Annotated in this window: 14 protein-coding genes and 1 tRNA gene; 2 read left to right on the forward strand and 13 right to left on the reverse strand. The window is 31.9% G+C overall.

Annotation, left to right across the window (positions count from 1 at the left end; genetic code table 11):
• The coding region (locus ACJBCC_RS12330) for a T9SS type A sorting domain-containing protein (protein ID WP_407557323.1) at positions 1-829 on the forward strand (829 nt) is incomplete at its 5' end.
• A 203-nt stretch (positions 830-1,032) separates the two neighbouring features.
• On the forward strand, positions 1,033-1,476 hold the full coding sequence (locus ACJBCC_RS12335; RefSeq protein ID WP_407557324.1) for a hypothetical protein: 444 nt from the start codon (positions 1,033-1,035) through the stop codon (positions 1,474-1,476).
• Positions 1,477-1,656: 180 nt separating this feature from the next.
• Here the strand turns inward: ACJBCC_RS12335 and ACJBCC_RS12340 are convergent, their stop codons facing one another.
• The 13 genes from ACJBCC_RS12340 to ACJBCC_RS12400 form a co-directional block, all read right to left on the reverse strand.
• Positions 1,657-2,232, reverse strand: coding sequence for a hypothetical protein (locus ACJBCC_RS12340; RefSeq protein WP_407557325.1), 576 nt, complete (start codon positions 2,230-2,232; stop codon positions 1,657-1,659).
• 381 nt (positions 2,233-2,613) lie between these two features.
• Positions 2,614-3,081, reverse strand: coding sequence for a hypothetical protein (locus ACJBCC_RS12345; protein ID WP_407557326.1), 468 nt, complete (start codon positions 3,079-3,081; stop codon positions 2,614-2,616).
• Between the two features lie 11 nt (positions 3,082-3,092).
• Positions 3,093-3,548, reverse strand: a complete 456-nt coding sequence (locus tag ACJBCC_RS12350; RefSeq protein ID WP_407557327.1) for a hypothetical protein — start codon at positions 3,546-3,548, stop codon at positions 3,093-3,095.
• Positions 3,549-3,915: 367 nt separating this feature from the next.
• Positions 3,916-5,010: a hypothetical protein gene (locus ACJBCC_RS12355; RefSeq protein ID WP_407557328.1), complete on the reverse strand. Its 1,095-nt coding sequence runs from the start codon at positions 5,008-5,010 to the stop codon at positions 3,916-3,918.
• 247 nt (positions 5,011-5,257) lie between these two features.
• A complete protein-coding gene (locus ACJBCC_RS12360) occupies positions 5,258-5,713 on the reverse strand; it encodes a hypothetical protein (RefSeq protein WP_407557329.1) in 456 nt (151 codons plus the stop codon).
• Between the two features lie 22 nt (positions 5,714-5,735).
• A complete protein-coding gene (locus ACJBCC_RS12365; protein WP_407557330.1) occupies positions 5,736-5,930 on the reverse strand; it encodes a hypothetical protein in 195 nt (64 codons plus the stop codon).
• A 70-nt stretch (positions 5,931-6,000) separates the two neighbouring features.
• Complete coding sequence (locus tag ACJBCC_RS12370) at positions 6,001-7,245, reverse strand: tyrosine-type recombinase/integrase (RefSeq protein ID WP_407557331.1); 1,245 nt, start codon at positions 7,243-7,245, stop codon at positions 6,001-6,003.
• A 46-nt stretch (positions 7,246-7,291) separates the two neighbouring features.
• Positions 7,292-8,197, reverse strand: coding sequence for a hypothetical protein (locus ACJBCC_RS12375; protein WP_407557332.1), 906 nt, complete (start codon positions 8,195-8,197; stop codon positions 7,292-7,294).
• Between the two features lie 49 nt (positions 8,198-8,246).
• On the reverse strand, positions 8,247-9,995 hold the full coding sequence (locus tag ACJBCC_RS12380; RefSeq protein WP_407557334.1) for a DNA polymerase: 1,749 nt from the start codon (positions 9,993-9,995) through the stop codon (positions 8,247-8,249).
• Between the two features lie 2 nt (positions 9,996-9,997).
• A complete protein-coding gene (locus ACJBCC_RS12385; protein WP_407557335.1) occupies positions 9,998-11,560 on the reverse strand; it encodes a primase-helicase family protein in 1,563 nt (520 codons plus the stop codon).
• A gap of 11 nt (positions 11,561-11,571) precedes the next feature.
• Positions 11,572-11,886, reverse strand: coding sequence for a helix-turn-helix domain-containing protein (locus ACJBCC_RS12390; RefSeq protein ID WP_407557337.1), 315 nt, complete (start codon positions 11,884-11,886; stop codon positions 11,572-11,574).
• 129 nt (positions 11,887-12,015) lie between these two features.
• Entirely contained in the window at positions 12,016-12,960 is a 945-nt protein-coding gene (locus tag ACJBCC_RS12395) for a hypothetical protein (protein ID WP_407557338.1), read from the reverse strand.
• A gap of 241 nt (positions 12,961-13,201) precedes the next feature.
• A tRNA-Phe gene (locus ACJBCC_RS12400) sits at positions 13,202-13,274 on the reverse strand.
• Between the last annotated feature and the right edge of the window lie 16 nt (positions 13,275-13,290).

Consider the following 13,290-nt stretch of genomic DNA (forward strand, 5'->3'; position numbering starts at 1 on the left):
AGCAAATCTATCATTAACTAACTTAGATTGTGCTTCTAACTCATTAACAAATCTATATTTATCCAATAATACCCTCATTAAAAAAGTAGCATGTAATAACAATCAGCTTACAAATTTGGATGTATCTAATAATACATCTTTAGTAGTGTTAAATGCTATGAACAATAACTTATCGTCTTTGGACCTATCAAATAACGTTATTTTAGAGGAGTTATATTGTGGTATTAATTCATTATCAAGCATAGATGTTACCAATAATGCTCTTCTAGAAACATTAAAATGTCATTCAAATTCTTTAAATGCTTTAAATGTTTCAAGCAATAGTTTATTAAAAATTCTAAATTGTGGAGATAATTTGTTAAAGACTTTAGATGTAACTAACAATAGCGTTTTAGAAAATTTGAATTGTTATGGTAATTCGTTAATTAGTTTAAATTTAGCTAATAACAATAATTTTAATCTGTCATACGTAGAATCTCGTAACAATCAAGATCTATATTGTATTCAAGTCGATAGTGGTTTTAGCCCATATTTATGGGACAAAGATTCTCACGCAGACTATTCAGATGTATGCGAATCTATTATATCTGGTGGAGGTCATACAACCGCTGGTTTAAGTCTCTTTCCAAACCCAGCAAACACTATTATTAATATAAATTATGATATAGAAATAGAGCACCTGGCCCTTTATTCTGCAGATGGAGTAAAATTGTTAGATACAAAATCTGTAAAATCGTTAAATTTGGAAGGTTATAAAAAAGGGCTTTATATTATAGTGATTGAAGATGTGGAAGGGAACGTGGTGAGGCAAAAATTTATAAAAGAATAAGTGTTTTGTGTGTATAAATACCACTTAGAAACTTATATAAACATTTCAGAAGAAAAATTAATAAAATGCCTCAAGATTGAGGCATTTTTGTTTTAAATACTTCATAAACATGAAGTATTTTAAAATATATAGACTAGAACTTTTTTTAATAATGTTTTATACAGTATTAGTTTTATTAATTAATCATTTTTTATACTAAAATTATGAAAACCATTTGTTATTATTTACTTCTGTTATTTATACCTAACTTAATTAGCTCTCAAGGGTCTATGCCAACTAAAGAACGTAATGGGACTTATTATTTATTAGAAGCAGAGCGTGGTGCTGATACTAAGATGTTTGAGTTTGGAGAACATAATGGAGTGCAATTATTAGCTGTTGCAGCTTGTGCTAAGTGTATGCCTGGTGTGTATAGATACCAAGAAGAGGATAGTAAGGAGGTTGGTGTGGCTATATTTTATAATAAATTAGGGTTATATATGATAGCTTATGATGATGAAAGTTTTGTTATGGTAATGCCATCTATTAAAGAAGGAGAGGATTGGACAGACTTTACATTTAGCAATTTTTATAGTAAGAGTAAGTCTAAAGTAGATGCTATGAGTAAAGAAAAAATAAAGACATATATTCTAAAACTCTCTAGTTAGATAATTGTTGTTTTTAGATTTAATTATCGATAATATTATGTTTTTGTATATCTGTAGATACTTGTTTAAGAGCATATTCAAGACCGTTGTTAGGATTTTTAATGGATATGTCAATTAAACAGCGGTAAAACTATGAGATAATTAGGTTCTCTATGTACTTGCGAACTCGATAATCGAGATTTAATTATTTTGAAATGAACACGTAACAATCATTTTCTGAGATTTACCATAACCTCTCTTATGAGTATATGACTTCAATACTTGGTATTCCCTAAGTTGTTTTGTCCAATTGGTAATACTTTCCTCAGAAACATTTAAACGTTGTGAGGTATAGCTTCTTTTTGCAAAATACTCTCGATGTCCTTTACTAATGGAATTGTATTCCCCCCAAAGCAGTTTAGATCCTGTATTTAACTTTGGATGATTGTAGACTTGATAGGGTATATAGATTTCTCGTTTATCAATTATTTCAGTCTGTAAATGTTTGTAAGTAACCGTGTAAGTAGACTTCATTTTAGTGATAAAACCTTTCTGTAATAGATTTTTATGGCAATATGACACGATATTAGGATGTAAGTGAAATAATTGTCCAATCTGTTTATTGGTTAGTGAGGTCTTGCCCAATTTAAAGTCAAATGTATAATGTAAACCAAGTATTAGTTTTTCATTTAGGGATAATTGTTTATTTGAAATTATAGTAGCAGGAATTTTAACAATAAGTTGTGTATTCCTATTGGAATGAAGATTGTTGCCCATCACTTTAGTTTTAAGAAAAAGGAAGTTGTCAACCCAAAAAGACGCTTCCTTTTTTTGTTTGATGATGTAACTATCCTAAAAAATTACCAATCCCCAATTTTGCATTTCTATTTTGAGGATTTATAACATTTGACAACCTAAAATCCCCATTCTTGCATTCCATTATCACCAATTTAACACTTCAATATCCCCAAAATTGCATTTCATTTACACCATTCTTGCATTTCTAGACCACCAATTTTGCACTTATAATTAAAGACCTAGTTAAACACCTAATTAAACAAGGGAATTAAAGAAGAGAATGGCATCACTCCTTGTTGGAAAGGCTTCGCCATCCAACAGCCAGTCGTTCGCTTTTCTTTTTTTTAAATTTACTTTGAATCATTTTTTAAGAGAAGACTTTAAAGCTTTTCTACGTTTTTCATATATCCAAGTTTGTAAGCTATCTAATTTATCTTGCAAATAAGAATTTAGTTCAGAAGGAGCAATCTCTTCCATTTGTTTAATAGTGTCTTCATTTCTGTATTTCTTTACAAATTGTAAACCACACCATGTATAAATTTCTGCCCACTCGTATGATAAAGGCATTTCTAATGACGCAGTAGATAGATATAAAATGACTTCACTTAAAGTTGCTTTTTGTTGTCTAGTTATCAATGCTATTAAGCGTTCCATAGATACTTTTGAAACGACATCTTTAGGTAGCGTATCAGCCCAAAGTGAAGGATAGGTAATAATTGGACTTTTCAAACAGTCCATCAAGTCAAATGTAAAATTGTCAAGTTGTTTAGAAGTAAGTTTTGGTTGAATACCTAAATTTAACTCAAATTGTTCTGACTTGTTTTTCATGTCTAATCATTTTAATAATCGGATGCCAACATTAGTGTGCAGTAATTATCTTGTTCTCGATAATTTCCACTTTCTATTATAGACTTACTCAAATTATCAATAAAGAATAGTTTACAATCTTGCTCTACACTATAAAATGACTGTAAATAATCAATACCCTTATGTTGTTTAACAAGTTGTTGGGTGAATGTATAGATTTCTAAAATCTCGTCTGGGGTGAGGCAAGTACTTGCGTTTTGAGTTACATAAAACTTTCCATTGAAATAGTAATCGCCTTCATTTTCTTGAAGTGAGTATTCTAGGCTATTTTTAAAAGTGTAGCGACTTATAAGATAGCCCAGTTGTTCATTTGAGTAATTAAGATGTTTAGCAATATCAGTGTTAGTGTAGTTTAAATCCCTGAGTTGCAAATACACATTATAATCTGCGATGTGTTTCTGTTGTGGTGTTTCTTTAAAATCAGTCATGGTTATTTGTTTTGGTAACCATCACCCTTTTTATTCAAAAAGATAACCAACAGGTATTAAAAATGTCCCTAAATCAATGGTTTTTGTTTACGTCACTTCTTAGAATTAAAGTCATAAGATACCAACCTACATTGATGGAGTAAGCCACTAGTGATACAGAATTATGTAAAATTTTAGGTGCCTCTATATAACAAGAACTTTAAGCGTTGTACATCAGTTTAAAAAGTAGGGACTTTACACTTCTATATAGAATAGAGGTTATGTCGTATTTCTTTAGTACGTTGTTCTATAAATTGGCTGTAATTACAGATCGGCAGAAGTTTCTTTGAGTGCCTTCCTCTTTAATAAAAAGACACTGAAAGTAAACTTATTTTTTTAAGTCATATACAAGTAGTTCAGAAGCATCAATGCCATTAATAGTACCAAACTGATAATATAATGTGAATTTTCCAGATTTATATTTTTTAAGCTGTTCTGAAATCTTACGTTTAAATTCCGAACTCAAGCTTTTATTAGAAAGTATTTCAAAAGGTTTGTTTTTTCTGTGTTTTATATCAATAGATCCTCGGATTAAATCATAGTCAAGTTTTAGGACTAATTCTCTATTTAAGTTATAAGTTCTTCCATTATATTGCTCCTCAATAGGAGGTAGTTTAAACATTACTTCGTAGATATATGATGGTCTATAAGAGACAGTTGAATCTAAAGATTTTATCTGACATTGAGCTGTTTTTGACTTTGATTTTGCGTAAAAACGAACTTGATAGCTAGTATTAAGAGTTTCAAAAGATCGACTTGATTTTGTACTAATTGAATTTTGTAAATCATTTTTGGCTTGTTTAACGATTAAGTCAATAACCTTAGGCTGTATTCTGCTAACAAAACTACTATCATAATCCTTTATATTGAAATAATCGAATAGTAATGATTTGCGTTTGCTACGAGTTAACTCTCTATTTCCTGTATTAGCTAAATACTCTGACCTTCGTTTTTTAACTTCGTTATTAATACCTTCGGAAAACAAGTTTGGGTTATACTTTTTATAAACTACTGAAGCGCTTCCATCAATTAATTCAATTGTTCTATAATGTTGATAATCATCGGTAAAGTAAAGGGCTTCAATTTTATTCTTACTATACTTGTCGTTGAAACGTTGTTGTAAAAAGTCTGTCTTTAAAGACGGAAAATGAACGATGTTATAAGCGTACTGTCCATCAATCATAATATAACGTTCAATAACATCTACTTTTACCTTTAAATCGTAATAGAGTTGGTCTGCTTTATAAACAATGAGTTCTTGTATTTCTCCATTATAAAGCTGTTTTTCCATTTGCCAATCCGATCTATTATCTACCAAATGACTTAAGAAATAAAGTGTTTCAGAAGAGTGTTGGCCTAGTTTGATTTGCGCATTACAAACAGTTGATGTAATAATTAATAGAAGAATGATAATTTGTTTCATTAAGTATGGTAGCTGTATCTACCAGTCCCAAATAGAAGAGTTTATAAAACGAAAAAGCGTGGAACTGTAGCTTATCGTCAAGGAGGTACTGGTATACCCAATGCACAAATAAACCAAGCCCACGCCAAAGCGTGAGCGTTGAGTCTATTCATCTTGTGCATTTTAAAAATTACCAGTTTTCCTTGACAAGAATAAATAGCTAACGCTATATAATTATTTCAATATGTTTCTGCCGATAAAGTTACAATTAATATGCCTTTTTATCGTCAGTAATTTTTATTCCTTTTGATTTTAGGTAGTCCTTACCATTTTTATATTTGTTAAACTTGTTGATACAGTTTTTCAATAAGCCATCTGAGGACAGCCATTTTAAGACGCTTAAATCCTCGATGATTATAGCTTCTAAGGTTTTGTGGCAAAGATTTACTTCAATCAGTTTGTGTAAACCAATAGAGGTCTCTTTATTGGATAAATACTTTTCAAACAACGCTAATTTATCGTTATCATCGGTTAAACTATTCCATTTTGGCTTTAAACGTTTTGGGTGATACACACCTTTTGTTCCCATATTCTGAAAACGATGGTCAATTAGTTTAATCAGTTGTTTTTTGGTAATAGTTTTAGAAGTAGGATTTTTAACATCATCATCATCATCATCATCATCATCATCATCTCCAGTTTCGATTTCATCTTCAACTTCCAACGGAATATTGGTTAGTTCAACTTTAGAATCTATTTGTTTGCCGTTTTTTTAGTTCAAACACACGTTCGCCCAATCTAAAATGATTCGGTTTAATTTTAATAACACTTAAGCCCAAAACTGTGGTTGTTTTAAAGGTGGTATATTCAATGTTATTGTTATCTAAATGTGATATAAAATCAGCTTTAGACATTGCTTTAAAATTCGTTCGTTTGCTCATAATTATTGTTTTTACGGTTTGTTATAAATGAAAAAAGGAAGCACATTTGTACTTCCCTATAGTTTGAACTTTAAGCGGCGTTTTTCCGCTTTTTAATACCAGCTAAGAATAGTTTGGCATTTTCTTCTTTAGATATTTTAATGTAATCCATAAACACCTTTTCACTGGAATGCCCTGTAATACCCATTATCATAATAGTGTCTAAACCACGTTTATACATATTAGTAGCAAAGGATCGTCTAGCGGTATGAGTAGAAATCATCTCATACTTTTTAAATGTTTGTTTAATTCGTCCTTTACCAGAAGTATGATAGGTGTTAAAATCACTTGTTAATCCAGCGAGTTGTCCAATTTGTTTAAGATAGCGATTGGTTACTTGATTGGTATACGCTTTAGGTAAATTACCATTATATTTGGCAATGATAGATTTGGTCTCTTCCAACAAAGGAATAACGACTAAAGTACCTGTCTTTTTGGTTTTAACGTGTAGATTTCCACCTTTTATATTTTCAGAAGTAATTTGGTTATAGTCACTAAAACGTAATCCTGTATAGCAACCAATATAGAACAAATCACGAACACGTTCAAGCTTCTTATTGTCTGATAAATCCAACCCAATAATTTTAGAAAGTTCCTCTTCATTGAGATAAATATTATCGGTATCTTCACTAATAACCTTAAATGCTTTACTCTTGTAAATCATATTGGTATTATAGCCTTGGTCGGTTGCACTATTAAGAATTGACTTCAATAATTTAATCACCTTACCAAAGCCATTTGTTTTTAGTGCTTTATAGCTAAGGTAGTAGTCCATATAACTGTAATAAAAATCCATGTCTATATTATGCCAATCGAGTTTAATTCGCGCATAGCGTTCGTAACCTTTAATATTTTTAAGTATGGTTTTATACGAACGTAACGTATTAGCTGAGAGACGTATTTTCGCATTTTCCATATAGGTTTCTGTAAAGTCCCAAAATGATAATTTTCGTTGTTTTTTCTTAGCCTCAACACGTCCTTTGTGAATATCTTTAACGTAGGTTACAGTGGGGTCAATATCATCAAGCATTGCCATATTAACGATATTTCTAATGTCACCAACACACTTTTGTAAATACGCATTAAGCGCAGAATGACCAGCATAAGCACGCTTTACACATTGGTTCTTTTTATCCCACATTTTAATAGGAATATTCTTTTTGGTGAAGAATGTGGTGTTTTGACTTTTGTAGGCATAGTTAACAAAAATCATTCGTTGATCACTTTTTCGTTTCCTTTGTGATTCTGACTGTTTGAGTACGAGATTTATTTTCATAGGATTTCCGATTTTTATAGTTTTACAATAGTTGTTGGGAATGTCCCTAAAAATGAAGGTCCATATAACTAGGTTCTTTGAAATATTGAATAAAAGATTGGTTTTGATTATGTTTAATTTGTGCTTGTTTCTGTCTTAATGCTAGGCGTCTTGCCGATTTTTGACTAGGCGTAGCGTCAATGGTGGCAATGGTATCCAATACCATTTCATCTACATTTTTGTGTGTATATTTATTAGCCTTTAGCAAAGTCATATAAAGGATATCGTCGAACTTAACACCATTATAAATATGACTCACTTGCTGAATGTGATGTTGAAGTAAATCGTCTAATTCATTAAAAGCAAGTTGATAACCTATGTCAAGAAATTCACAAACTGAATAACGATGGTCTTTCGTAAATTTTAGTTCTAATTTTACATTATTAGGCGATAGATTTTCGATTGAATTGAAAACGGACTTACTGACTTTACGTTTTAGGTTAGCATAAATATTATACAGTTTGAACTGTTTGTTTTTATGTCCATAAGCAAGAAACGAATTTGTTTTTTTCTGTAAGTCCATCCCTTGAATACCACTAATGGTATGACAAAGCTCCTTAAAAGGTAGTGTCGATGAATAGATATAGCCTACTTCAAAATCTACAACGATGCCCAGAAGTAGGTTCACATTCAAAAGTGAAGAAATATAGACTAACACATCTTTAGCTTCAATGGCATTAAATTCAATATGGTTATGCCCGTAAACCAAATACGGCAAACTACATTTTAGATATAAAGTACTGTTGTTGTGGTAGATTTCAATATTTTTCCCAAATAATGGACGGCCATTAAAACCATTTTTTGGAAAATTGAAGTGATACCGATTTTTAATTGTAGGGTGTTCTACTAAATACGTTGTATTTAAAGTGTCTACGTTGTTTACTTTAATTTTGATGTAATCGATTTGTTTCATGGTTTTTGTATTTAAAAGTTTATGTGTTGTTTAAATTTCTATTATCGAGTTAATGGACATCATACCAAGTACGACCGCTTTGTAAATCCACTTCCATAGGAATAGCCAAGTGAACAGCATTTTCCATCTCATACTTAACCAGTTTTTCCATGTACTTGAGTTCGGAATTGGGAACATCAAATAGCAGTTCATCGTGGACTTGTAATAGCATTTTACTGGCTAAGCCTTCTGATTTGATACGTTTATGGATTTTGACCATTGCCATTTTAATAATGTCGGCGGCTGTACCTTGAATAGGTGTATTCATAGCCAAACGTTTAGCGGCACTACGTTTATAAGAATCGTTGGAATTGATATTAGATAAAGGACGTTTCCTGCCAAACAAGGTTTCAGTATACCCATTTATGGTTGCCTTATAAACCAAATCTTCACGGCATTTAGCAACACCTCTGTACAGTTCAAAGTATGTGTTTATAAAATCTTGACATTGTTCTAAAGTGAAGTCTTTTCCAGCATTAAGAAACAACGACTCACGGAGTCCGTGGGAACTCATCCCATAGATTAATCCGAAGTTGATCAGTTTTCCAATGTTACGTTGGTCTTTATTCTCTTTAGCTTGCTGATAAGAAATACCTAAAACTTTTGATGCTGTTAACGCATGTAGATCCTCACCATCTTTATAGGCACTTAACATCGTCACATCTTGACTAATAATAGCCATTACACGTAATTCTATATTGCTAAAATCCGCACCTATAAGTGTATGGTGTTCACTAGAAGCGATAAAACACTGACGTAGTTTTTTACCAATAGTACGACTAGGAATATTCTGTAAATTAGGTTTACTACTACTTAACCGTCCAGTTTCAGTAACCGTTTGATTAATTGAGGTGTGTAAACGACCACTAACAGGGTCTATCTGTAATAATGCTTTAATAAAGGTTGATTTCACCTTATATATGGCGCGATAGTCTAAAATTAATTTGATGACTTTGTGTTCTGGCAGTAAACGTTTAAGTATCTTACTCGATACTGAATACAACCCATTTTTGTTTTTATCTCCAATCGGTTCGATACCTAGTTGATTAAATAATAAATGGTTAACATCTTTAGTAGAATTGATATTAAACTCACCAGAGGTGAATTTTAAAATAGACTGTTTTAAATTTTTTAACAGCACGTCAATCTCACTTTCTATCTCCTTAACCAAATCAATATCGATAGTAATACCATTATATTCCATTTCACTGATGACATCAACCAATTGACAATCGAGGTTATAACTATCCAATAGTCCATTTTGTTCAATTTGAGGATGTAAATATTGATGTAATTGTAAGGTTTGGTCAGTATCTTCACACGCATATACAGAGACTAATTTTGGGTCAACACCTTCTAACGTTTTATCTTGTTTAGTTTTGCCAATAGCGATCTCGTCAAATTCCAACTGTTGATAATTTAAATGCAGTTTTGAGATTAATTTCAGCCCATGATGTTTGCGATCAGGGTGTAACACATAATCACCAACCATAGTATCATGTAATTTTCCTTTAACATCAATACCATAATGTTTAAGCACTTGATTGTCATATTTGAGGTTATGGCCTAGTTTTTCAATGGACGCATCTTTAAAATAAGGACGAAGCACTTCCAATATCTTCTTGGCCTTTTCAATACACTTTGGTAAAGTGATATAGTAAGTCACGCCTACAGAAATACAGATGGCTATGCCTAATATGCGACATGTTCTCGGATTGAGTCCTGTGGTTTCTAAATCGTATGTTAGTAATTTTGTCATTGTTATAATGTTTTAAGTGTATTATCTAATCGTGTTAATTTGTTCGGAGTATCGACCAATTTATAATCGACAACTTTGTCTTTAAGTGTTTGTGTGGTGACATCCTCGATTTTAACATCTGTAAGCAGTTCGAGATACTTTTTGCTATCAGAAGGTGTTTCAGTATAATTCAGTTGTTTATATTCGAAGAACTTCTTTAATTTTCTAGTAAATGAATTGCGTTGAGGGATATATTTTCTATTGATAAAACCACCTTTCACAAATTCGTCGTACGTGTCTTTTTTATGGAATTTGGTAATGCCTTGGGTAATTTTATCATCCATAAATTCGATAAGTTCAATACCAACTTCGGCAATAAGTTTGCGTTTGAGGATGTTAATTTTAGGCGGTGTTAATAAACCAAATTGAAGGTAGTACTGCACGCAGAACACAATGAAGTTGTCAAATTCACGCCAATCCTTATCAGTCCACTCATCGCCGAATAAGTTTCTTTCAAATTCTTCATTAGGAGATAAGTCTTTACCATAGTAATCAGATACCTCAATCTCGTGGACACGTCTTTCGGAAGAATTTCCCTCAGGACGTCTAATCATATGATTGGAACTTAAACATATCTTAGGCGAAAGATGATGTGGAATAAATTGTTCCTTTTCATACTTGCGTTCGGTCATAAAACCATCGGCAGTAATATTATACCAATTTTCTAGGTTTTCAGTTTTACTTGCGTCATTAACTAAAATTACGTCTATCCATACATCGATACGTTGAAAAGCGAACCGACTATTAGATTGTAATTTTTTACCACTAAGCTCTACCAAATTTCGGATATGTCCAATGGCTTTAAAAAACAGACTTTTACCAGAGCCACCATTAGCCGCTTCTAATTCCCCAATCACTTGATCAATAAGAATAACCATTTTTGGATTTGCAGGGTCTTTATAATTGTGAATCAAATACCCAAGAACTGTACAGAACACTTTAAAACGATAGGGAGAATGACCCGATAAATTCCAAACGAACTTGACGTAATCACCACGAAGTTTATTTTTGTTTCTTTTGAAACGTCTATCAATTTTTCGATTATTGAATACCGCAATATCCAGTTCGTGATAAGGTATTTGTTGTAACTCATGTTTTGTGATTTTTACCACCTGATGAGCAAAAGTTAGATAACACGTATCCTTAGTGTCGGGTTTAATTGTTACGTTATATATAGGTAAGTGATTAAATACCTTATTATTATAGTAAGAAGTGGACTGTCCAACGATTAAATCAAGTACCATTGTTTTACTAAGTATGCCCTTATCATCTGGGAAATAGTCTTCAACATAGGTTATAAATTTTTGGGCAATTGCCTCATTATCTACCAATTCAATTTGATTATAACGTTTTATAGCTAAGTGTGTCGTCTCATGTAGTCTAACTTTGCATACATATAATTTTAACTTTAGAAATCGTATCAATTGATATGCCTTTAGAAGTACGGCATCTCCATTTTTATGCCAAAACTTTATCGACTGGTCTTTGTAATAGTCTACAAAGGTTTTTGCGTCTTTTAACTCCATATTTTTATTTTTTAATTGTTGTAATGCTTTTTAAGAAACACTTTAACCTCTCGAGGATTAAACCGAACTGATGTTCCGATTTTAACCAAAGGGAAATCTTTATGTTTTTTTCTAAGCTGATTAATTTTTGATTTTGAAATTGAAAACAAACACGCCAGTTCACTAAGGGTAACATGTTGCATATCATCGGTCGGCCGACCTTGAGGTAACGACTTGATAACGTCTTTCAAAGAATCAATTACGGACGTAGCTACCTCTTCCGTAATTTGCGCTTTGAACTCACTTATGAACTCGTTGAAATGATATGTTAATTTGTCTTGTTGCATGGCGTGTTTATTACTATTGCGATGCAAATAAAATGAGTCTATCTAGGGTGTGAAATAGCACGTGTAATGTACGTTAGCCATACGTGTAAATAACGTGTAGAACATGTGAAAAATGAAGAAAATGATGGTTTAAGACTCGTAATCATATGTGAAGCCAGTCTTTTTGCGAATGCTTTTTTCTAATGAATCAAATTGCTTTTTGAATGCCTTGTTATTTATGAAATTAACTCCGTTTCTGACGTTTGAAAAGTTTAAAATGAGGCTATTAGCAAAGCCTTTCTTTTCAGTGCCGTAAATCGTATTAAAATTAGTGTATAAATGATGTAAGTGATGTTTGAAGATGCCTATTTTAGAAATAAGCGAAAGATTTAAAGGTGTAGCAGTAGTTATATTTTCTTTAAATTCAAAAGAATTATATAGCCAAGCTTCAAATTGTATCGAACTAAAACATTGCGATATAGAGGTGAAGTACTTCTGAAATTGATTAAGCAGTGTTTGCTTGTCAAGATTAGTAGGTATTCTATAACAATGGTCAAATATGATTTTGTCAAAATCTTTATCTATAAGTTCAGTTGGGAAAGTATAATCGGTAGTATTTGAAGTAGAAATCACAGCTTGTTCTACTGGTTCAGAAGAAACGTTATCAAAAAATTCATCACGTAGTGTTTTAAGTTGATATTTAAAGGTATTGATTTCTGCTTTTTTATGCTCCACCCAACACACAGTAGCACGATACGATAGTTTATCATTATGTAAAGATTCCATAAGTTCAGGTAAACGATTTTCAGCAACACGTTTATCAAAATCACCAAAACGATAATTGGGTTGTTGATCAACACTATAGTTTACGTACTTAGAATCATAATGTCGGATCACTTTGTTTGAAATAATCCAATGGTAAAATTCGTTTATAAGTTGTTTGCGGTCTTGTTCGTTTAGATTGTCATAAACGTTGAAAAAATCTATTTCTAAAAGTCCTGTAGATTCAATAAGTGAAAGTATTGTCGATTCTAGTTCCTTTTTGTGTATCTCATTAGGAGTTGATGAGTTGTTATTTGAAGACTTTGCAGACATATCGAAAAATCGAAAAAATTTGTAACGTTTAAGTCAAACAAATATAAAGGTTTGTATGTATAAAGTAGTATGTCAAAAAGTTGTTCAGTTATTCAGAATATTCTTATTGATATAAAAAGTGTAGTTTCTCGGAAGTATTGACACCATTGGCTTTGCAAACAATTCCAGAGCATATTCAAGAGCAGTCAATGAAAAACGCCTGACAATCATTTGATAATCAGGCGTTTACGCTTTTACTTAGTGGTGCCTCCAGGAATCGAACCAGGGACACAAGGATTTTCAGTCCTTTGCTCTACCAACTGAGCTAAGGCACCAATTGCTTAATTAAGC

The organism is Winogradskyella sp. 4-2091, from assembly GCF_045765065.1.
GTDB lineage: Bacteria > Bacteroidota > Bacteroidia > Flavobacteriales > Flavobacteriaceae > Winogradskyella.